Annotated in this window: 23 protein-coding genes; 7 read left to right on the top strand and 16 right to left on the bottom strand. The window is 40.7% G+C overall.

Annotation, left to right across the window (positions count from 1 at the left end):
• Window positions 1-89: 89 nt before the first annotated feature.
• From H6G74_RS01885 to H6G74_RS01870, 4 genes are all read left to right on the top strand, one after another.
• Window positions 90-314 carry an indolepyruvate ferredoxin oxidoreductase subunit alpha gene (locus tag H6G74_RS01885; RefSeq protein WP_190966032.1) on the top strand — a complete coding sequence of 75 codons (225 nt, stop codon included), beginning with the start codon at window positions 90-92 and terminating at the stop codon, window positions 312-314.
• 343 nt (window positions 315-657) lie between these two features.
• The gene (locus tag H6G74_RS01880; RefSeq protein WP_190966031.1) at window positions 658-1,404 is read left to right on the top strand and encodes a PEP-CTERM sorting domain-containing protein; all 747 of its coding nucleotides are present in this window, start codon (window positions 658-660) and stop codon (window positions 1,402-1,404) included.
• A gap of 131 nt (window positions 1,405-1,535) precedes the next feature.
• Window positions 1,536-2,279: an ABC transporter ATP-binding protein gene (locus H6G74_RS01875; RefSeq protein WP_190966030.1), complete on the top strand. Its 744-nt coding sequence runs from the start codon at window positions 1,536-1,538 to the stop codon at window positions 2,277-2,279.
• Window positions 2,280-2,375: 96 nt separating this feature from the next.
• Window positions 2,376-3,995, top strand: a complete 1,620-nt coding sequence (locus tag H6G74_RS01870; RefSeq protein ID WP_190966029.1) for an ArnT family glycosyltransferase — start codon at window positions 2,376-2,378, stop codon at window positions 3,993-3,995.
• Between the two features lie 66 nt (window positions 3,996-4,061).
• Here H6G74_RS01870 and H6G74_RS01865 read toward each other — a convergent pair whose 3' ends face one another.
• The 9 genes from H6G74_RS01865 to ppsA form a co-directional block, all read right to left on the bottom strand.
• Window positions 4,062-5,252: an MFS transporter gene (locus tag H6G74_RS01865; protein ID WP_190966028.1), complete on the bottom strand. Its 1,191-nt coding sequence runs from the start codon at window positions 5,250-5,252 to the stop codon at window positions 4,062-4,064.
• 69 nt (window positions 5,253-5,321) lie between these two features.
• Entirely contained in the window at window positions 5,322-6,494 is a 1,173-nt protein-coding gene (moeB, locus tag H6G74_RS01860) for a molybdopterin-synthase adenylyltransferase MoeB (RefSeq protein ID WP_190966027.1), read from the bottom strand.
• 62 nt (window positions 6,495-6,556) lie between these two features.
• Window positions 6,557-7,015: a Mov34/MPN/PAD-1 family protein gene (locus H6G74_RS01855; protein ID WP_190966026.1), complete on the bottom strand. Its 459-nt coding sequence runs from the start codon at window positions 7,013-7,015 to the stop codon at window positions 6,557-6,559.
• A gap of 67 nt (window positions 7,016-7,082) precedes the next feature.
• Window positions 7,083-7,472, bottom strand: coding sequence for a GxxExxY protein (locus H6G74_RS01850; protein ID WP_190966025.1), 390 nt, complete (start codon window positions 7,470-7,472; stop codon window positions 7,083-7,085).
• 322 nt (window positions 7,473-7,794) lie between these two features.
• The gene (locus tag H6G74_RS01845; RefSeq protein WP_190966024.1) at window positions 7,795-8,529 is read right to left on the bottom strand and encodes a carbonic anhydrase; all 735 of its coding nucleotides are present in this window, start codon (window positions 8,527-8,529) and stop codon (window positions 7,795-7,797) included.
• A 427-nt stretch (window positions 8,530-8,956) separates the two neighbouring features.
• Entirely contained in the window at window positions 8,957-9,670 is a 714-nt protein-coding gene (locus tag H6G74_RS01840) for a carbonic anhydrase (RefSeq protein ID WP_190966023.1), read from the bottom strand.
• Between the two features lie 140 nt (window positions 9,671-9,810).
• Entirely contained in the window at window positions 9,811-10,236 is a 426-nt protein-coding gene (locus H6G74_RS01835) for a hypothetical protein (RefSeq protein ID WP_190966022.1), read from the bottom strand.
• Window positions 10,237-10,317: 81 nt separating this feature from the next.
• Window positions 10,318-10,800, bottom strand: a complete 483-nt coding sequence (locus H6G74_RS01830) for a universal stress protein (RefSeq protein WP_190966021.1) — start codon at window positions 10,798-10,800, stop codon at window positions 10,318-10,320.
• Between the two features lie 344 nt (window positions 10,801-11,144).
• Entirely contained in the window at window positions 11,145-13,586 is a 2,442-nt protein-coding gene (gene ppsA, locus H6G74_RS01825) for a phosphoenolpyruvate synthase (protein ID WP_190966020.1), read from the bottom strand.
• Between the two features lie 276 nt (window positions 13,587-13,862).
• On the opposite strand from ppsA, the gene H6G74_RS01820 reads away from it, so the two are divergent.
• Window positions 13,863-14,039 carry a hypothetical protein gene (locus H6G74_RS01820; protein ID WP_190966019.1) on the top strand — a complete coding sequence of 59 codons (177 nt, stop codon included), beginning with the start codon at window positions 13,863-13,865 and terminating at the stop codon, window positions 14,037-14,039.
• Window positions 14,040-14,092: 53 nt separating this feature from the next.
• Here H6G74_RS01820 and H6G74_RS01815 read toward each other — a convergent pair whose 3' ends face one another.
• The gene (locus H6G74_RS01815) at window positions 14,093-14,893 is read right to left on the bottom strand and encodes a pentapeptide repeat-containing protein (RefSeq protein ID WP_190966018.1); all 801 of its coding nucleotides are present in this window, start codon (window positions 14,891-14,893) and stop codon (window positions 14,093-14,095) included.
• Window positions 14,894-14,903: 10 nt separating this feature from the next.
• Window positions 14,904-15,545, bottom strand: coding sequence for a hypothetical protein (locus H6G74_RS01810; protein ID WP_190592583.1), 642 nt, complete (start codon window positions 15,543-15,545; stop codon window positions 14,904-14,906).
• A gap of 107 nt (window positions 15,546-15,652) precedes the next feature.
• Between H6G74_RS01810 and H6G74_RS01805 the strand changes: the two genes are divergently transcribed.
• On the top strand, window positions 15,653-16,396 hold the full coding sequence (locus H6G74_RS01805) for a maleate cis-trans isomerase family protein (RefSeq protein WP_190966017.1): 744 nt from the start codon (window positions 15,653-15,655) through the stop codon (window positions 16,394-16,396).
• A gap of 58 nt (window positions 16,397-16,454) precedes the next feature.
• On the opposite strand, the gene H6G74_RS01800 is transcribed toward H6G74_RS01805, so the two are convergent.
• The 5 genes from H6G74_RS01800 to aroA all read right to left on the bottom strand — a co-directional run bounded on the left by H6G74_RS01800 (window position 16,455) and on the right by aroA (window position 21,165).
• Window positions 16,455-17,252, bottom strand: a complete 798-nt coding sequence (locus H6G74_RS01800; protein WP_190966016.1) for a tRNA(His) guanylyltransferase Thg1 family protein — start codon at window positions 17,250-17,252, stop codon at window positions 16,455-16,457.
• The gene (locus tag H6G74_RS01795; protein WP_190966015.1) at window positions 17,242-17,691 is read right to left on the bottom strand and encodes an AAA family ATPase; all 450 of its coding nucleotides are present in this window, start codon (window positions 17,689-17,691) and stop codon (window positions 17,242-17,244) included. Before H6G74_RS01795 ends, H6G74_RS01800 begins: the two co-directional genes overlap by 11 nt.
• Before the next feature lie 18 nt (window positions 17,692-17,709).
• On the bottom strand, window positions 17,710-19,101 hold the full coding sequence (gene hisS / locus H6G74_RS01790; RefSeq protein WP_190966014.1) for a histidine--tRNA ligase: 1,392 nt from the start codon (window positions 19,099-19,101) through the stop codon (window positions 17,710-17,712).
• Window positions 19,102-19,367: 266 nt separating this feature from the next.
• Complete coding sequence (locus H6G74_RS01785) at window positions 19,368-19,814, bottom strand: DUF3598 family protein (RefSeq protein WP_190966013.1); 447 nt, start codon at window positions 19,812-19,814, stop codon at window positions 19,368-19,370.
• Between the two features lie 61 nt (window positions 19,815-19,875).
• Window positions 19,876-21,165 (bottom strand): 3-phosphoshikimate 1-carboxyvinyltransferase, encoded by a 1,290-nt coding sequence (aroA, locus tag H6G74_RS01780; RefSeq protein WP_190966012.1) that lies wholly within the window; start codon window positions 21,163-21,165, stop codon window positions 19,876-19,878.
• Between the two features lie 212 nt (window positions 21,166-21,377).
• On the opposite strand from aroA, the gene trxA reads away from it, so the two are divergent.
• Window positions 21,378-21,710: a thioredoxin gene (gene trxA / locus H6G74_RS01775; protein WP_190966011.1), complete on the top strand. Its 333-nt coding sequence runs from the start codon at window positions 21,378-21,380 to the stop codon at window positions 21,708-21,710.
• Window positions 21,711-22,385: the final 675 nt, after the last annotated feature.

Below are 22,385 nucleotides of genomic sequence, written 5' to 3'. Positions count from 1 at the left end.
TTTGTCATTTGTTATTTGTAAATAAAAATAGCCAATGACCAATGACCAATAACCATTGACTTGATCACTAAAGAGAGGGAATCTATCAAATGCCACATTCAATTGTGACTGATGTTTGTGAAGGTGTTGCTGACTGCGTAGATGCTTGTCCTGTAGCCTGCATCCATCCAGGGCCAGGCAAAAATGTGCAAGGAACCGATTGGTACTGGATTGATTTTTCTACCTGTATTGATTGTGGAATATGTTTCCAAGTATGCCCAGTAACAGGTGCGATCGTTCAAGAAGAACGACCTGATTTGCAGAAAACACCTTAACGGGGAACAGAGGCTGTCTGTGGTGAGGCGTTACCGCACCAAGACTTTCCGCCACAAGAAAGGGGACTCAGATCCAAGGGAGGGGAGAATTTCTCCCCCTTGCACCCTACACCCCTGCTAGGTCTACACCGCAATGAATGTTGCGTTAGTAAAGTCAGTTTCATCGAAACTGTTAAGCAGACTTTTAATTTTTAATCTTACATATAAAAAATTTATATAATTTTGATATCTTCTTGGTCACATCTGATAGACTTTCTAGTTGATTACCTCAGTTAGCATCCTCAGCTAAATCTGACACATCAGTAAATATTTGTATTTATCTGAAAGAAAGATATTGAAATTCATGAAACAACTAAGTAGTTTTCCTAGTGTTAAGTTTTTAACGTCTAGTATAGCTACCTTAGCTATTAGCTTGATTTCAAGTCAAAGTGCAACAGCCGCAACGATCGCGCTTGGCTTTACTAAGCTAACAGGGGTCACAGGTGGTTCTCCTGCAACTACCGCCGTTCTACGAGCGGAAATTCCGGCAATTAACTTTGGTAAGATTGCTTCTATTGTAATTAAAGATATCAGTGATGGTAATGCTGGCTCTCCTGGTAATGTCACTGGTTTTGATTTAGATGCCATTAAACTGAGCTACACTGCTGTTGATAGGGCAGCAGATGTGAATACCATCTCAGCATTAGACTTGTTTGATTTTAGTCCCACAGGAACTATCCTCACCCCCGGAAGCCAGCGTCCGCCTACATCACCAGAATTGTTTGGAACTACAGGTGGTAATGTTAACAATGCGGTGGCTACCCTAGGAAATTTTGATGCTAACGCTACTACTGACCCTACAAGAATTTTTGGATTTTTCAGCTTGGGAAATCATGGTCAAGTTGAATTCAAGCTCAAAAGTCCTATTACTACCAATAGTCCGCTATATCTTTACATCGGCGAAGTCGGAGACAATGGTGAGTTAGCAACTGGGGAATTAATTATCTCACGACCAGCACCTCCCGTTCCTGAACCGAGTGGTCTAGCTGTATTATCTTTGGCGGGGATATATATGGTAGTACGTCATCGGCGCAAAAATAAGTTTCAATAATAATGTTTTTGGGGCGGAACGTAAACACCCTATAGCCGTTGGGGTAGAGGTCAAAATTTTAATTGAACGAACTCAAGTTAAAATTTATGCGATCGCATAGCATCATAAAATTCAATTAATTCAAGGATTGTATGTCAGGTTCAGTTGATCACTCTGCCCCAATACTCGAAGTTACAAATGTCCATGCTGGTTACATCAAAGATGTGGATATTTTGCAAGGTGTTAATTTTCGGGTAGAAGTTGGAGAATTGGTGACGGTAATTGGCCCCAACGGTGCGGGAAAGTCCACTTTGGCAAAAACTATTTTTGGGTTGTTAACACCCCATACAGGCACAATTACCTTTAAGGGTGAGAATATTGCTGGACTAAAGTCAAATCAAATTGTCAAAAAAGGCTTGTCCTATGTACCCCAAATTGCCAATGTTTTTCCGTCTTTGAGTGTGGAAGAGAATTTAGAAATGGGGGCGTTTGTGAGTAATGCGCCATTAAAGCCTGTGAAAGATAAAATATTTGCAATGTTTCCCAAATTGAGCGATCGCCGCAGGCAACGGGCTGGTACACTCTCTGGTGGAGAACGGCAAATGCTGGCAATGGGTAAAGCGTTGATGTTAGAACCCAGTTTATTACTGTTGGATGAACCTTCGGCGGCTTTGTCTCCAATTCTTGTCACCCAAGTATTTGAGCAGATTAAACAAATTAACCAAAGTGGTACTGCGATCGTACTGGTAGAACAAAATGCGCGTAAAGCCCTAGAAATGGCTCATCGCGGTTATGTCCTGGAGTCTGGACGGGATGCGATTTCTGGCCCTGGTCAACAATTATTAACAGACCCGAAAGTAGGTGAATTATATTTGGGTGCGGGAAAAGGTCATTAATCAGAATTTTTTTGAGAGATTTTGCGGATATTGTATTTATTTGAGCAAGCGGGAGTTTATGATTTGGGGTGCATAGTAAAAATAAAATCTAAATAAATGCAAATATCTCAAAAGTGGTTGACTAAAAAAGCTCATCAATCAGTGCTTTTTTTGTTGGTCGGAGGATTATTATTTAGAGCCATAATTGCTTTTTGGCTTTACCCTACCTTTGATGAAGCGTACTACTATATTTACAGTTTACATCTCGACTGGAGCTATTTTGATCATCCAGCGATAGTCGCCCTCACGACTGGTTTTGGAACTTGGTTAACGGGAGAAGTTTCACAATTTACCATTCGTTTAGGCGCGACACTTTGCTATACAGGTAGTTTGATATTTTTATATTTAACTAGTCAAAGAATATTTTCTGTCAAGGCGGCTGTGTTTACTTTGGCCATTGCTACCATCAGCCCAATTTTTCAAGTTGGTTTTGGTGTATTGAGTTTACCAGACAGTCCCTTAATTTTGTTTTGGTCGGCTAGTTTATATTGTGCGGTAGCTGAGTTTCTCCGACGACCTTTATATATTCCCAGTTACCGTTTAGCTATTTTGGGAATTTTGGTTGGGTTAGCCTGTAATAGTAAATATCATGGGTTTATTTTAGGACTGGGGTTAGTTGGTTTTTGTGTAACTAGTCCACCGCATCGGGTTGTAGTGCGATCGCCCTGGGCATGGTTCAGTTTAGGATTATTTATGATCACCATCTCCCCGATTGTGTTCTGGAATATGCAGCATGATTGGGTATCTTTTAGTTTTCAATCAGCAAGAGCCGTACCTCAAAGTGGCTACAATTTACTAAATGTATTATTAGTTGCTTTAGCTCAAGTAGCTTATTTATTTCCCACCATAGGTTTCCCACTATGGCATATTAGTTTACAGCCAGTTATTAGAAAAACTCAGCAAATTTTGGCACAAAAATCATTAACTTATCAAGATGATTTATATCCCGCTAAACTCTTAATTTTCTGGCTATCTCTACCTTTAATTTTAGGCTTCACTTTTATTGGAGGATACAGACAAATTTTACCAGCTTGGGCAATGCCAGGATTTTGGGGAATTACTTTATTATTAGGACAACAAGTTGTAATTTGGGAGCAGAAATCATCGCGTTGGGTGCGGCGCTGGCTTTTAGGTTCAGGAATTATAGTTGCTAGTATTATGCTGATTTTATTGCTGCAATTAACTATCGGCATATTCCAAAAACCTAGTCAGTATGCTTTATTTGGTGGGTTTTTACCTGTAAAAAATGATCCTTCCACAGAATTAATTGATGTTCAACAACTACGAGAGAAATTTCGTGAATCTCCAGTTTTGAAAAATGCGCTGCAAAATTCTAGTTTTATATTTACTAATCGCTATTATGTAGCAGGCCCAATTGCGATGGCGTTGCAACCTTTAGCACAAATTCCGATTACTTGTTTTGATATTGGCAATGATAACCGTGGTTTTGCTTTTTGGTCTACGGCGGAACAATGGGTAGGTAAAGACGCGCTATATATTACAACTGCACCATTTAATTTAAGACAAGATTTAATGGCTAGTTATCGCCATCATTTTCGCAGCTTGGAAGAAATTGAACAAATCGTGCTGCGTCGGAGTGGAGAAGTAGTAAATGTTGTTTATGTTTATCAAGCCAAGACCTTGCTTAAGCCATATCATCGTAGTTATGGGATTTGACTTAGGATTTAAACGCCAAGGTCGTCTGTTGAGACTGGGTGTAAGAGTTTTGAAATACCTATACTTCTACACTTCTTTCTTAAACCCTTGATTAGCAGTTGTGACGCAAATACCTACTAACAAGAAAGCTAAAGCACAAAACAAACTGCTATTTATAGGTGTGATTTTTGCAGCTTGGGGAAATAACCAGCCAAATAAACTCATAGCTAAAGCAAACCCACCAAAGTAAGTCCCTATACCCAAACCTCCCAAACTGGGAGGCATTAATTCCAAAGCTAAAGGAATTACACCATTGATAATGGTACTAAAACTTAGTACTAACAAAACAATTAACGGTAAGATAGCACCTGTAAAAGCGATCGCTAAGATGGAAATAATTGTGGCAACTACACCCACTAGCATTGCCCGACTATTACCGAGTTTGACTGCAAAAACTCCGGCTGGTAAGGCAGAGATGGCGATCGCCAGCCCAATGTAAACTAGTAGCATGTCAATGTTTTGACCAGAAAATTGTAGCTTGAGCAATTGCGTTAAGGTGTTCATTAATAGCCTTGTACCCCAGGCGACACCGATACCAGTGGTAAAAATTAAACTCAATGTGAAATAAGGTAATTTAGCGGTTGTAGTTTCCGGCTGAAGATTTGGTGTTTCGGGAGGGTTTAACCAACGTAACAGCCCAGCCACCGCCAGCATCACCACTGAAGCAATTGCAAAGGCGAAAACTGCCCCAAAACTCAGAATATATTGATTTGCTATAGGTCGAAATGCCCCAATTGTACCCCCAACCACAGTCACAACACTCACGGCTGATGGTAACTGGGATGGTGTGGCGTATTTCCACAATAAAGCCATAGCCGGACTGCGAAATATAGTCATGGCTAATGCCCAGGCTACCAGAGTTAGCGGTAAAAGCGATCGCATAATTACCGTCGGCTGGACAAAAGTTACAATACAGGGTATTGCAATGAACAGGGTGGATGAAAGAATCACACCCACAGAGATGAAGGGAAAGCGACTTCCTACCCAACGCTGAGATTTATCGGAAAGTCCACCCATTAAAGGTTCTAAGACTGCACTCAAAGCATTTTCAACCACTAGCAAACCAGCCGCCAAAGATGCAGAAAAACCAAACTGCGTCAGTAGTTGGGGTAAATATGAATTGTAAATTAACCAAGCCAGACTAATTGACCCTTGTACGGCTGCTAACGCTAATACTTGCAACCATAAAACCTGGGCAGGCGATCGCGCAATACTCATAACAGAGAAAGGGGAAGTAATTTATATTACCTCCCCCCTAATTTTTTCTGCTTAATTGACAGATGATTCTTAATATTCAGGAACCGAAGAATCAACTTCTCGACTCCATGCGGTGATCCCGCCTTTGACATTTGTACCAACAATTCCTGCTTCCTTGAGGATGCTGAGGGCTTTGGCAGAACGACCGCCCATCTTACAATGAGCAATCAAGCGGTGTCCGTTGAGGACTTCTTTCACCTTAGCTACGCCATGACCATTTTCAATATCTGGTAGTGGTACTAATACCGAACCAGGAATTTTCGCAATGTCGTATTCGTGGGGGTTACGCACATCCAACAAGACAAAATCTTTCGCACCACTATCTAGCAATGCTTTTAATTCTGTCACAGTCATTTCGGCAATTTCTTGCTGTTGTTTGGCTTCTTCCGCCTTGGCTTGGGGAATACCGCAGAATTGTTCGTAGTCTATCAGCTGTTCAATGACTGGGCGGATGGGGTTAGGACGCAGTTTCAACTCCCGGAATTTCATCTCCAGGGCGTTGTATAGCAATAGCCTACCGCTTAAAGTATTACCAGTGCCGAGAATAATTTTGACCGTTTCCGTGGCTTGGATGACCCCAATCATTCCGGGTAAAATGCCCAAAACGCCGCCTTCTGCACAGGAAGGAACCATCCCTGGTGGTGGTGGTTCGGGATACAAGTCACGGTAGTTCGGCCCGCCTTCGTAGTTAAATACTGTTGCTTGACCTTCAAACCGGAAAATTGAACCGTAAACATTGGGCTTGTTCAGCAATACACAAGCATCGTTGACTAGATATCTCGTGGGGAAGTTATCAGTTCCATCCACGACGATATCGTAAGGTCTAATAATATCGAGGGCGTTTTCGGAACTCAGACGAGTTTCGTATAAATCAACCTGACAATGAGGGTTAATTTCGTGAATGCGGTTTTTTGCTGATTCAATTTTGGGTTTACCTACCCAAGAAGTACCGTGAATAACTTGACGTTGCAGGTTAGAAGTATCAACAACATCAAAATCCACAATACCAATACGGCCGATACCTGCTGCTGCGAGGTATAACAGCAGTGGCGCACCTAAACCGCCTGTACCGATACATAATACACTGGCGGCTTTTAAGCGTTTTTGCCCTTCGACACCGACTTCTGGCAAAATCAGGTGGCGAGAGTATCGTTCGTAGTCGTCTTTAGTTAGCTGGATTTCTTCCAGGTTGGGATTTAACATAGCAGTTGTGCTGTGGAAGAGCGGATCATTAATCCTATCGAAAAATGATGTGTTTATTTAACTTAAGTAGCTAAATTTATGGTATCAATTGTCTCTGGTTGAAACTGATGCTGGTCATTTAGACTCCAACTGAGGAGTTCGCCAGCTTGGCCATTTTGAACGGAAACTATTATATACGAGTATGCAGGCCAAGCATACTGGCGATCGCATTCGGAAGGAATTGCGGGGTGATCAGGGTGGGAGTGATAAATTCCAATTATGTTTAATGATTTATCCCGCGCTGATTTTTGTATTTGTAACATATCTTGGGGTGCGATCGCATATCTGCTGGTTTCGCTGCGTTCTGTGTGAGGGGCGAAGTTCGCTGACTCAGCACTCCAAGCATTTTCTGTAGGGATAATTTCAACGACGGTTTTAATCTGATTTTCTAGATAACCCAGGATAATTCCGCAGCATTCTTCGGGGTAGGTGCTTTCGGCGTGGTTGCGGATCATTTGGATGTGTTGTGGTTTAATATTCATAGAAAAATTTAACCGCAGATGGACGCGGATAAAGAGGATGTATTCTTCGTTATGTGTTGAGAATCATTCAGAAGTTACGAACTACTCGTTTGAATTCGACTCTGGAATTGCCAAAGTTAATTAATAAGCATACAGTTAGGCCTGTTGCTTTGAGGTAGTTGAGGCATTGTGCAAAATGATTTTCGTCTATAGTCCTTACTGCTTTTAGTTCTACTAGCACACATTTCTCAACTACTATGTCGGCAAAAAATTGGCCAACTACAACTCCGTCATATCGTACCTCTATTGCATACTGTTGTTCTACTAATAGTTCGGCTTTTCTCAATTCATGAGCCAAAGCATTTTCATAAACTTTTTCTAAGAATCCACAACCTAAACCTTTTCCTACTGTAAACGCACTACCAATGATTTTTTCCGTAATCTCGTTTAGTTCCCATCTGCGTCCATCTGCCTTCATCTGCGGTTCATTTCTTAAAAGTTTCGACTCTGTTTGTCAATAAAGGATATTAAAGGTTGCTTAACTTCCACTACACTGCTAATTAGGCGATCGCAATCAGATGGATAAAGCGTTTCTAACTTGTAATCCAATGACGATCATCAGCTGATGTAAATTCAAGTGGCATATTCTAAAAGTGGAGATTGTCATTAATCATTTGTCCCTTGTCCTTTGTCAATCCAAATGAATAATGACCAAATTTAAATAAATAGGGTGAATCATGTCCACCCTAATAATATCAATTCTGAATTTATGCAGTTTTTCCACTCAGCAACTCAAATCATCAAGCTACCATAGTAACTTTTCCGGTTGCTATCTCATAACGACCGCCAGCAATTTTTAGTTTCTTTTCTTTGATCAGACTTCTTAAAATTGTTGAACTTTCTTCTAACCTTTTTACCTGATATTGAACATTAGCGATTACAGAATTATCTTCTAAATTACCTGGTTTATTTCTCACCATTTCTACGGCTGGTTTTATTTCTTCCACAAAAGCACCAATTCTACCAGGAAGTGGGTCACCTTTAACAGCAGCTGAGACTGCACCACATTTTGTATGTCCTAAAACTACTATTAATGGCGCACCTAATACAGCCGTGGCAAATTCTAAGCTACCAATACCTTCTGGGCTAACAATATTACCAGCTACCCGTACAATAAATAAGTCCCCAAATCCCTGATCAAAAACAATTTCGGCTGGAACTCTAGAATCTCCACAGCCTAGTATTGCTGCAAACGGATATTGACCCGCAGAAATTTCTTGTAAACGCAATTTTGATTGATTTGGATTCATGCGTTTATCTTCTATAAATCTTTTGTTTCCATCCATTAATGTTTTTAAAGCTTCTTGGGGATCTACTATTTGAGGTTTTGGTTCAGGTTTAGATGGTTGTTGGGCAATAGCTTGTTCTTCTTGCCAAATTATACTGCTAGTGGCACTAGCACCAACAGCAACACTGCCTATACCTGCTAATTTCAAAAAATTACGCCGCCCAACAAATCCATTAATTCTGCTCATAAATCTACCTCACTCACAACAGTAAATTTTTGCTAAGTTGCTGTTTTCAAAACCAAGTTAAATCGTTGTACCAAAAGACGCGATCGCTTTAAAGCACGTTTTGTCTTTTAAGTAAAGATAAAATTGTTGATTTAACTTAGAAATTTTCAATGTTTGTCATTTACTGAAATATATCAGAGTGGTGTAGTGTTGCTAAACATAATTTTCATATAAGAATAATATGATTAAGTATGGATTTAATCTATGGTTAATTTTTCTATGTACACAAGACTTAAGTCACAAATTAGTGTACGGCAGAAATCAACAGCATTGATCGCACTTAAAATTATTGGTGAACGACAAAATCCCCGACTTCTTGAAGAAGTCGGGGATCTGAAGTGGTAGGATGTCCACAAATCAAATAAAATTGCTATCTCTACCTGATAATTTAAGTAATTACATTCACCTTGCCAGTATCAATATCGTAGCAAGCACCAATTATTTGGAGTTTACTGGCTTGTAGCAATTGATTTAATATTGGCGAATTTTGTTGTATTTTTTTTGACTGATACTGCACATTGGCAATGACTGCTTCAGTGGAATTAAATTTGGTTAATGCAGGTTTAATACTTTCCGCTACGTTGCTAATCATACCAGGCATGGATTCATTTTTCATGGCTGCTGCTACAGCACCACATTTTGTATGACCCAACACCACAATTAGTTGTGTACCGAGTACGGCTGTAGTATATTCCAAGCTACCGATAATCACGTCACTGGCGACGTTCCCAGCAACGCGCACCACAAATAAATCTCCTAGGCCTTGGTCGAAAATAATTTCTGTTGGAACTCTAGAGTCAGCACAACCTAAAATAGCGGCAAAAGGGTACTGTGCTTTGGCTACTAATTGTAAACGTGCCAATGATTGATGGGGATATTGGCGTTTGTATTGGATAAAGCGTTGATTACCATCCAGCAAAAGTTTTAGAGCCTGACTAGGGTTAACTGGATTTGGATTAGCTGGATTAACATCAGCGATCGCAGTTTGCTGAATACTACCTATTAAACTACCACCAATCGTTGTAGCCGCGATCGCTAAACTACCTGTCCCGGCAAATTTCAAAAAGTTACGGCGACCAATAAATCCATTAATTCTTGTCATTCATCTACCTGACAACACTTTCGCTGTTAACAGGAAGATATCAATTTTAGGCAATTGGAAGAGTACCTTCTGACACGGTTTTCTCGTTATTTAACCCAGGAGTGATCGCATTCATCAAATCAGCTACACTATTGCCAATACTAATGCAATGCTATCAGACGTTGACGGATGTTATTCATCTGTGATTGGCGGATTTGCTGCACAGGATGATGTTCACTCAGTTTTGAGCGGTCTTTTGCATATTCTACTTCTAATTCCCCTAGTTTTGACTCTAGAGCATTGGTTGTAGCAACCACAACTTGAGTTTTATAACTCTGCGACTGTAATTGTTCCAGACGTTGTGCTAAATTTACTTTTTCTGCAATCACCTGAGTAAATTGTGGTGCATCTTGTGTATATATAGATGCTAAAAGTGCTTGTTTTACCTCTAGTTTAGCAATTTGCTGTGTCAAATTTTTCACCAATACTTCATCAGTAGATTTTGATTCGATCTGTCTTGTAGCGATCGCACCAACAGATAATAAACTCACAGCACAAGCAATCAAAATTATTTGCTTTCGGTTCATAATTTTTGATATTGGTTAAAATGCTCTGCCTACACGACGTTAATCAAGCACAATAAGTTTCTGCTAAAATCTCATACCAATTCACGCATAATTGAGAACTGTCAGAACTGAACAAGGCGCATGATGTAAAACATAATTACTCACGCTACCCAGAAATAATTCACCAATTCCACTCAAACCGCGCCGACCGATCACTATGACATCAACATGGTAATTTTTAGCCACCTCACAAATCATGCGACCAGGATCACCTAATTCTTGGGTAAATTCTGCTGCTATACCTTTGGCGATCGCTTGATTTGTCAGTAATGTTAAAAACTCAACACCTTGTTGTTTTAATTTATCCCATTCTCCTAAATAATATTCTACATTTTGGCTCTGGGATGATGTATAACGGCTATGTATTTCCGTTGTCGAAGTTTTGAGAAATTCATCATTAAAAGGAGAAATAACTTGCAATATCATTAACTCAGCATTAGTTAATTTTGCCAATGATAAAGCTTGTTCAAAAACATGATGACCAATTTCTGAATTATTAACAGCTACTAAAATTTTCTTGAACATAAATTTAAAGTTTTTTGTCATTTATCTCTTGGTTATAAGAAAAAAGTGTATAGGTGTAGCATTCTCAAGACTTTGTTGTGTTACGCTATCGCTACACCCAACCTACTATTCTCTTAACTGAACTGTATTGGGTTATGAAGTTAAAAAAGTAAAAAGTGTATAGGTGTAGGTTGTTGAAAGAATCAAATATGATTGATGCTGATGATTGAAAAAAAATAAAAATGGCAGAACTGTATAAGTCAAGTTTGTAGAGACGTTGTATACAAAGTCTCTACATCATGTGAGATTAGGCAGTGGGGGGAGTAGGAAGAATATTATTGAATTCTGACAGTTTCAGACTTCATTTATTCTTGTTCTTCCGCTTTGGCAATTTCTAAGAGAGTCTTGAGTACCGAGTCAGGATTGAGACTGATAGAATCAATTCCTTGTTCAACTAAGAAGCGGGCAAATTCTGGATAGTCGCTTGGTGCTTGACCACAAATCCCAATTTTGCGACCATATTGCTTAACAGTGGTGATCGCATTGGCAATGGTTCTTGTTACTGCTTCATCCCGTTCATCAAATAAATGGGCGACTAATTCTGAATCTCTGTCAAGTCCCAAGGTTAACTGCGTTAAATCATTGGAACCAATCGAAAAACCATCAAAGATTTCACTAAATTTATCTGCAAGTTGCACATTACTGGGCAATTCACACATTACATAAACTTGCAGCCCGTTGACTCCACGCACCAAACCATGTTGTGCCATTTCTGCTAACACACGTTTACCTTCTTGGGGAGTCCGACAGAAAGGAATCATCAGAATGACGTTAGTTAAACCCATCTCATCCCTGACTCGCTTCATGGCCTGACATTCTAGGGCGAAACCTTCACTATAGCGGGGGTCATAATAACGCGAAGCACCACGCCACCCAATCATCGGGTTTTCTTCTTTGGGTTCAAATTGCTTACCACCCAAGAGATTAGCGTATTCGTTACTCTTGAAATCTGATAGCCGGACAATCACAGGTTTAGGATAAAAAGCTGCGGCGATCGTGCCGATACCTTGGGCTAGTTTATCAACAAAGAATTTAGCTTTATCTTCGTATTGGGCAGTTAACTCAGTAATTTTGTATCTTGCCAATTCATCTTCTAACTGCTCAAAGTGAATTAACGCCAGTGGATGAGCTTTGATGTGATTATTAATAATAAATTCCATCCTAGCTAATCCCACACCATCATTCGGAATCGCCGTTAAACCCAAAGCCTCTTCGGGGTTCGCCAAATTCATCATGATTTGTGTACGTGTGCGGGGCAATTTTTCTAAAGGCAATTCTTGGACTTCGTAAGGTAATAAACCTTGATAGACTTTCCCCGTTTCACCTTCAGCACAACTCACAGTAATTTCTTGCCCAGTTTTTAACACAGTCGTTGCATTCCCACAACCGACAATTGCCGGGATTCCCATTTCTCTGGCGATAATTGCTGCATGACAAGTCCTACCGCCAGAATTGGTGACAATAGCACTCGCCCGTTTCATAATTGGTTCCCAATCAGGGTCAGTGCGGTTAGTAACTAGTACTTCTCCTGGTTGAAACTGGTTAATTTGATGGACATCTAAAATAACTCTGGCTTTACCTTGGCCAATCATCTCGCCAACACTGCGACCTGTTAAGAGTACCTCTCCCTTGTCTTTGAGTTGATATTGTTTGAGAACATTTTTGGTTTTTTGCGATTGGACTGTTTCTGGACGGGCTTGCACAATAAATAATTCATTGGTCAAACCATCTTTCGCCCATTCAATATCCATCGGCGTGTAAGTTCCCCGCACTTGGGAATAATGTTCTTCAATAATGCAAGCCCAGTTTGCTAATTGGAGAATTTCTTCATCATTGAGGGCGTATTGATTTCGTTCTGCTGGTGGGACAGAGACATTTTTAGTTAATTTCAAGCCTTCTAGGTCATAGACCATTTTGATTTCTTTCGTACCTAGGCGCTTTTGAATAATTGGGCGATAACCTTGTTTGAGAGTTGGTTTAAATACCAAATATTCATCGGGGTTGACAGCACCTTGAACGACGTTTTCACCAAGACCGTAAGCGGCGGTAATTAAAGCGGCATCTTTAAAACCTGTTTCGGTATCAATAGAAAACATTACACCAGACACCGCCAAATCCGAGCGCACCATTTTTTGTACGCCAACTGATAAAGCGATATTAAAGTGATCAAAGCCTTTAATTTGGCGATAAGAAATTGCACGGTCGGTAAAAATTGAGGCAAAACACTTATGACAGGCTTCTAAAACGGCTTGCAGTCCGTGGACATTTAAATAAGTTTCTTGTTGACCTGCAAAACTGGCATCGGGTAAATCTTCGGCGGTGGCGCTAGAACGCACAGCAACATCAGTATCAGCACCGTATTCTTGGCAAAGATTTTGATAAGATTGAGCGATCGCTGCTTGTAATTCTGGCGGAAATGGAGTTTGCAACATCAACATTCTCGCCTTTTTGCCGCATTGCCGCAGATTTTGTACATCCTCCACATTTAAATCGGCAAATATCTCTCTGAGTTGTCTTTCAATTCCAGCCGCAGAAATAAAGTAGCGGTAAGCAAAAGCAGTTGTCGCAAAGCCTGTTGGCACTTTGACTCCCTTACGCCGTAATTGCTGGATCATTTCTCCTAAAGAAGCATTTTTACCGCCAACTAACGGGATATCTGCAATTCCCACATTTTTTAAAGGTAAAACTAAAGCTTCTTCTTGAGCCGCAGAGAGAGATGTTGCTGAATTTAACAATGTGTCTAGCATAATAGAGTTTCCATAACAGATAGTGATATCTAAGAACCTCTTACTGTCTGGGCATTAGCAAGTTTTATTACAACACATTTAATATCAAGATTGATAAATTCAATTAATTCTCAAAATCTGGTATTTTGAGCTTGATTTCCCTTAGTGTTGCTGGCAAAATTTATGATCAATAATTAGTTCTTAGGTCTCACACTGTTATTTATAAAAAAATAATTTGAGGAAGTTGTGAGGATAAAGTAACTCATCGGTAAGTTCTGCTTACCATAGTTCTCACGTATGGGTGTGGGGAGTGTGGGAAGTGTGGGGAGTGTGGGAAGTGTGGGAAGTGTGGGGAGTGTGGGAAGTGTGGGGAGTGTGGGGAGTGTGGGAAGTGTGGGAAGTGTGGGGAGTGTGGGAAGTGTGGGAAGTGTGGGGGGAAAGATTTCTTCACCATCCTCCCATCCCTACCCTTGAAAGTCCCCCTTGTCTCCCTTGTCTCCCTTGTCTCCCCACCCACTATCACAAAATTAACGACATACTTCAGGTACGATCGCATCCTCAAGATTTGCACCGATAAGATTAGCGCCGCGCAGTTTAGTACCAGTAAGGTTAGCGCCAGACAAATTTGCGCCAGACAAATTTGCGCCTTGCAGATTTGCCCAGCTTAAGTTTGCACCTGTTAAATCAGCTTCACTGAGGTTAGCGTGCAACATATATGCACTAACCAAGTAAGCATAGCTGAGATTCGCATTACATAAATCTGTTTTGTATAGATAAGCCCCAATTAAATCGGCTTTGTAGAGGTTGGCTTTACTGAGATCGGCTGCAATCAAGTTGGCTTCAATCAAGTTAGCGTAGGCGAGGTTAGCGCGGATGAGTTTGGCTGCACCCAAATCAGCACTTTTGAGGTTAGCATCTTTGAGGTCTGTGCCGATTAGGATAGCATGGGCGATCGCAGCTTCTTTCAAATTTGCTTCACTTAAATCCGCACCAATCAAGTTGGCATGACTCAAATTTGCCTGGGTTAGCGTTGCACCCTTTAAGTTAGCCACACTCAAGTTAGCTCCACTTAAATTGGCTTCAATGAGCTTGGCTTGTTCCAGATTTGCGCCACTAAAATCTGCACTGTTCAGATTTGCACGTACCAATAAAGCCTGACTCAAATCTGCTTTGGTCAAGTCGGCTTGATAAAGATTTGCACCTCTGAGGTTATCTCCTTGCAAGTTCGCAGCACTGAGGTCTGGTTGAATTTGCGGATTTTTCTGTCTCCATTCACTCCAGGTAACTGCACCGGCTCTCAGTAAAACCAGATGCTCTTGATTTGCCATTTTCTCTCCTTTACTCCTGGCGGCCACTATTGGGATTTGTCCGACCAGCTACACTTTCAATCGCGGTTAACGCTCCCCTCGCTCCTGCTAGAATATCTTGTTCTTGTCCACCTAAATACAACCTGCCAAAACTTCCTACAGCTTGTACCTCTAAAATATTAATCGCCGCCGCTTTTTCGGCTTCGTTAGCGGCTAATGCAGCATAAGCAGCAGGTTCCACTTCTAAGACATATAAAGTTTGTCCCGCTAATAGCAATTGTCCGCGACGGGTACGATTGATTAGTTGTGTTTGGTAAGCGTCAATATTACGGATAATTTGACTAGACACAACACGCGGTTTGAGACATTCTTCACGCTTGACTCCTAACAGATCCAAAATAGCTTGACCTGCGGTGCGTGTTTCTCCTTGGGAACCAGAATGAACTTCTAATAAACCGTATAATCGCTCAACTACTTGGACTCCGGGACGAACAGAGGCGGATTTTAAGGCGACATCAGTAATTTTATTGATTTCAATCCCAGGAGAAATTTCAATCCACAATGATGTGTCTCCTGGTAAGGGCAAGAAACCTTGAGCTACTGTTCCCATATAAGCTGCGTGTTGCGGCTGCAAGCTATCAAGAAATACGAAACTGCGTAGTTCTATACCCAAGGTTCTGCTCTCCAGTCATGAAGTAAAGTTTACATATTGCAATAATATGCCGTAACTTTAAACTACCATAAGCTACAGTCAATCTTTTATGTACTGAGTAGTGAACAATGACAGATGCGTTAGGATGGCGAAAGAAATTTGGCGTGCTTGCGCCTAGTACAAATACGATTGTCGAACCTGATTTTCATACGATGGCTGTGCCTGAGGTGACTTCTCATACATCGCGGATTTATCTGAGAAACCAGGATTTGAGTAGTGATGAAAAGATGGTACAGCTTTTGGAGGCGATCGCCCAAGAAATGTTTTCGGCAATTGATCGGGTGATGACTGCGGGTGTCGATTACCTGATTATGGCGATGAGTGCGGAAACTTTTTGGGAAGGTAAAACAGGCAACATTGAGTTTATCAAGCGAGTTGAAGATTATGCTGGTATCAAGGTGACTTCTTGTGCTTCGGCTTATCAGGCAGCACTGGCAGCCTTGCAAGTAAAGAAAATCGCTGTCATTACCCCTTACCAAGCCGTAGCTGATGATAAAATCCGCCGCTTTTTTAGCGACATTGGCATAGAAGTTGTACGTCTTAAAAGTCTCCGTTGTCCTACGGCTATTTCCATTGCAGAGGTATCTGAAAATACTTTAAGAACACATCTTCAGGAACTTGATGGTGATGATGTAGAGGCAATTGTACAGATGGGGACTAATTTAAGTATGCTCCGATTGGCGGATGAAATGGAGCGAGCGATCGCTAAACCAGTAATTGCTGTCAACGCCGCTACTTGGTGGTACGCCCTACGCCAAAATGACATTCACGATCAAGTTTATGGCTGTGGCAGACTCTTGCGAGAATTTTAAAGGCTGTGCATCACAAATTGTTTTCTTCACAGCATCATTTACTTTCATTCTCCAGCATTTAATTCTCTAGCTTCCTAAATTCAAGATCAGGATGCTCCCGCAGTACAATATCCCGGACAAATTTACTGTAATCATCTTTCATCGCCAAATCCATATCAACTTTGATGCGTCTTCTCATCGCCAAGACTTTCTCTCCCGTTTGGGGATTGGTTGCTTCCTTTTGATAGGATTCCCAATATAGTCCTATACCTCGTTTCTGCCAATTAGGTAAGTTATTAAAATTGATGTTTGCTTGCTGGTAAAGTAATTCATTTTTATCAATGACTGAAAGCCTATCAAGCTTTTCTGTAGCAGTTACGGCACTTTCACCTGCTTTGCGTAGCATCCAGTAACAGTGAGCATTTAAGGCATTGCGATGAGCGTCTTCATTCCGCCAGCGAAAGTAATCGACTAATAGATTTAAGGTAGGAAGCTGAGAAATTCGACAATCAAAGGCGGCAATGCTATTGAGTAGAAGTGAAAGCTTTGCACTTGCCTCTCCTGCCAAAATAGAGTTGAGTTTCCGCAATTTGCGACTAAAACTTTCCTCATCTCGGTGGAATAGAAGTGAGATTTCATCACTTTGCGTATAGCCATAAATGATCCGGAATCCACAATTCATTAGGTGTTCTACTGTAGACACCATATAATCTCGAAATTGAGGATCAAAGGGAGCTGCAAATTTGTGAGTTTCCTTTGTCAAGCGAGTAAAGTTACGCCCATCAATTCGAGCAACCATAAATAGCCCAGGCAATACACATAAATCGTGGGCTGTTTCAAAAATTCTCAGTCTTGCGTCTAACTCTTCAAACTTCATCGAGCCACTCCTGTACAGCAAATTCTCCTTTTGGTATTAACCGAACATAATAGAGTTCGTCAAAACCTTCTTCATATTTGGGAAGTATCAAACGTGAGTATGTTCCTCTAATACCTTTATCTGGTACCTGCTGTTCTGGTTTGCGATTTTGATTACGTTGAATTGAATCGGCAATTTTTGATTCAAAATAATAGCCAGTAATCCGAAATCCTTGATTTTTGGCTAACAAAATGTAGCGTTCTCGCTCTTCAGGTGTAGGATTTGTATTATCTACAACAAATGGTTGACCAATTTCCAGACAAGTTTCTATCAATCGCTTTTCTCTGTGTCTCGTTTTGAGCATATCGAGATTGATTCTGATGTGAGTATCAGAAAACCGTTGACTGTAGAAGGTTGATTTTCCGCTTGCTTGTATCCCAATAAAAATAATTAATTGCACGGTTAACTCAACGTTTAATCAAAGCTCTAATCTATGTTTAACTTCTCCAGATAAATCTGCTAGTGCTACTTCTATTTGTTCGCCTGTTTGCAAATCCTTAAGCGATGATTTTTGGGCGGCTGCTTCATCAGCACCGATGATTACACAAAATCTAATTCCTTGTTTATCTGCGGCTTGGAATTGTTTACCTAATGGGCGTTTTTCAAAGTTGGTAATAACATTAATACCTGCTTGGCGTAACTGTTGGGATACTTTTAAATAAGTCGGCATTAAATCTTCCTGCATATTAACTACTACTACTTGTGCTGGTGTAGCAGGTAGAGTCTTTAAAATACCCGCTTTGAGTAGTCTGCTAATTAAGCGAGTTAAGCCGATAGAAATACCAACTCCTGGCATTTTTTCGCCGATGAACATCCCGACTAATTCTTCGTATCTGCCGCCAGAACAGATACTGCCTAATGCTTCATGACCGATGAGGGTAGTTTCGTAAACTGTGCCTGTATAGTAATTTAAACCACGGGCGATCGCTAAATCAATACAAAAACGTTTATCGGGAACTCCCAAGTTACGCACACCTGTAATTACTGTTTCTAATTCTGTAACCCCTAAACTAAATTGCTCGGCTGTTGGTAAGTTTTGTGACAGGTGTTTAAGTTTATCTAATACTTCATCAACATTGCCATCAATTTTGATGAAATCAATAATTTTTTGTGTGTTTTCTGCTGATATACCTTCTTTTTCTAATTCTTGTTTGACTTTAGTTTCGCCAATTTTTTCTAAGTTATCAATAATACTAATACAGGTTTTAATTTGAGTTTCGGCAATACCTAATGACTGGAAAAAGCCAGTTAAGATTTTGCGGTTATTGATGCGAATTAAAAAGTCACCAATATTCACTGCCTCAAATATTTCGGTGATAATTGCAGGCATTTGCGCGTCATATAATAAGCTGAGTTCCCGCCGTGCAATGACATCAATATCACACTGACGAAATTGGCGAAAACGTCCATCTTTAGCACGTTCTCCCCGAAATACGACATCCATTTGATAACGAGCAAACGGGAAAGTTAATTCATTTAAGTGACGGGCAATATACGCTGCTAAGGGAACAGTTTGGTCAAATTTTAAAGCCCTTGCTTCTGAACCTGTTTCACCGGCTTTATCTCTTTCGGCTTGGCGATTGGGTGGTAAAATTGGGTCGATGCCATAAATAATATTGTCGCCTTGATTACCTTTAGCTTGTAATACTTCTAACCTTTCAACTGCTGGGGTTTCTATAGGTGTAAATCCATAGCTTTCATAAACTCTACGGATGGTATCTAGTAAATATAATTCCAAGCGTTTTTCACTAGGTAAGAATTCAGGAAAACCGCTAGGAGTAGAAAAGTTAATTTTGTCAGTTTTAGCCATTTGTGTAATCTATTTAAATGTAAATATAATGAACTATCTATTATGTCATAAAATAGTGCGTTAACACATATCTTGCATCTAGCCCCGACGAATGGAATTCGCGGCTATAAAAACGAAGTCCGCCTACGCGGACTAACAAAAAATCAAGGGTTATGAACCCGCGCAGGCGGGTTTTGTCTGTGTAGCCGAGCCAGTGCGTTGGGCGGCTTTGCCGACTTGAAGCAACTGGCGTGCGACTTCAGTCGCTAGGTGCTATTTTTGAATGACTATCTAACTCTTTGTTCTTGAATGAGGGTACGTTGGTAAATTTGATGATTTTTAAACCAATGCCATGTCCGGGCGCGAGAGTTATTATCTGGACTAATTTGAATCATTTCATACAAATATGCGGCTGGAACTGTCTTATAAGAAAACCACAAAATCAAAGTAGAATCGTCTATTTCCCAGGCTTTACCTGTGATGCGTTCTGTATCAAACCAAATAGCTTTATCACAATATTTACCTGGAAATTGATGTTCTTCTTGTTTACCATTAGCCCAGGTGTAGCGATTGACTTGGTAGTAAGAATCAGGACTATCACTGGGAAATTGACAGCTTAAATGGGAGTTATGTTTATCTAAAATTTTGCCTTCCGTATCTACTAGTGTATAAGTTCCTACCCAATCGCCTTCATGACGTGCAAGCACTGGCATTTCTTCACGTATGTTAGACATGATGCAACTCCTATAAACTTGCGTGAATACTTATCGTTAAGATTAAGGTAGGAACTGAATATTAGCCAGCTATTTGTTCAATCATTTTAAAGAAGCGGGTGAAGTAGTCAGGGAAGGTTTTAGCTGTACAACCGGGATCTTGAATTACAATTCCGGGAACCTTTAAGCCTGTGACAGCAAATGCCATTGCCATACGATGATCGTGATAAGTTTCAATGGCGGCTGGTGTAATGGGACTTGGTTCGACTTTTAAGCCATCGGGGAATTCTTCAACCTTGACTCCTAAGCGACGCAATTCAGTCACCACAGCGCGAATACGTTCAGTTTCTTTATAGCGGATATGTTCGACATTACGGATAGTAACGGGTGAGTTGGCAAAAGGAGCGATCGCTCCTAATGTTTGTACAAGGTCAGATATATCATTCATATCAATATCGATACCCTGTAATTGTTCTGGCCCCGTAACTTCGATATAGTCATCAGCCTCACGTACTTGACAACCCATCTGTTCTAGAACATTCAGCCACAGAATATCACCCTGATAAGATTGCTTAGTTAAATACTTAACTCGCACCCGCCCACCAGTGACAGCAGCCGCAGCAAAAAAGTAAGACGCATTCGACGCATCCGGTTCTATCGTGTAATGTCGCGGTTGGTAACGCTGTCCCGCTTTGATATGAAATTGATTGTCGCCAACTTGATTCACCTCTACACCAAAATCTGCCATCAGGCGACAAGTCATTTTCACGTAAGATTGAGAAACTAGTGTGCCTTCCACTTCAATAATTGTGTCTTGTTGAGCATAAGGCGCAATCATTAGCAATGCTGAAAGTTGTTGACTAGTTTGATTGGCTTTGATGCGAATATGCCCACCAGCAAATTGCTGACTGTAGATAGTGTAGGGCATATAGCCAGCATTACCCTCAAAGTTAACGGTGGTTCCGCCTGTTTGGAACACGGTTAACATATCGCCCATCGGCCTTTCCCGCATTCTCGGTACACCATCTAAGCGATATTCCCCCTTACCGAGTACCACCAAAGCTGAGATAAACCGCGCGGCTGTACCTGCTAAACCGACAAATAAATCCGCCTGGGTTGCGGGAATTTCCCCACCTTTGCCTGACACTTGCATTCGTGCTAATTCAGGATTTAAGGTGATGGGAATACCCAAATTTTCGACACATTTGGCAAAATATTCACTGTCTTCACTAAATAAGGCATTTTCTAAAATTGAGTCGCCTTGTGCCAAAGCAGCAACAAGTAATGCCCGATTTGTAATACTTTTAGAACCAGGAATTTCTACCGTGGCATCCACTGGGCAATTGAGAGCAGGTATAGCAATGGTATCCACGTTAAACCTCTAGATGGTCAGCTACAACTTAAATATTACGTGAGTCCGGGGGATTAAGGAACATAGGGAGTGGGGAGTGGGTGTAGGGCTACCCTACACCCTTACATTCTTGCCCAAACCCTTGATTTTTCGTCTCTGGAGTTAGTCCTACTATATACTCTGTATGGGTACTTAGTTATTGAATTTTCTTTTTATTATTGAGGAAGTTAAAAATGTCTACCGAAGCTGATACAGTTGCTGACATTCAAGAAAGTGAATTTTATACCTTTTTAACTCAAGAGAAAATTCTAGTTGTTGATTTTACTGCTACTTGGTGCGGCCCCTGTCGCCTTGTTAGCCCCTTAATGGAGCAACTTGCAGCAGAATACAACGGACGCGCTAAAGTCGTTAAAGTAGACGTGGACAATAACAAACCACTATTTAAACAATTTGGTCTTCGGAGTATTCCTGCCGTTTTAATCTTCAAAGATGGTGATTTAGTCGAAAGAATCATTGGAGTTTCAGCTTACGAACAGTACAGCGATGCTGTTAAAAAGCTTATTTAACAAAGTTCCAATACTAATTACAGCAGTTTCGATGTTCGTGAAATACTGTAGAGACGTTATATGTAACGTCTCTACATGGTTTTGGGTTTTACCCTTTCATAGTTATCCAGCAGAAGAGTGCAAGATGAATAAAGGCACAAAGACTTGCGGCATCAGATTTTAGTATATTTAACCGAATAGCAGAAAATAGTCTAATCCTTTGTTAGAAATGCCCGCAGCTTTTACTGTGTGGGCGTCACTGAATTTTATTGGTCAAAACATCTCAAATCACCAAGGGGCTGAAGTTGCTGTTAAACGGACAAAATTCACACTTCAACAAGCGCAGCGATCGCCTGCGCGGGTTCCAAAGCCTGGATTTTACGTTTAGAGTATTTTTTTGGTAAATGATGCTTGTTATCGAAAATTATTCCGGGAGATGCAGTTTGAAAACAGAACAATTAATTGGTAGATGCACCCTGATAACTTCTTCCCTAGCTGGCTGACACTGGCTGGGGGATTTTTTTTTGGTAGATGATGCTTGTTGTGCAAAATTATTCCGGGAGATGCAGTTTGAAAACAGAACAATTAATTGGTAGATGCACCCTGATAATTTTCTCCCTAGCTGGCTGACACTGGCTGGGGGATTTTTTTTTGGTAGATGATGCTTGTTGTCGAAAATTATTCCGGGAGATGCAG

The organism is Nostoc spongiaeforme FACHB-130 (genome assembly GCF_014698475.1).
GTDB lineage: Bacteria > Cyanobacteriota > Cyanobacteriia > Cyanobacteriales > Nostocaceae > Nostoc_B > Nostoc_B spongiaeforme.
Note: the sequence above shows the minus strand (reverse complement) of the source record. Positions and strands in the feature narration are given on the sequence as shown.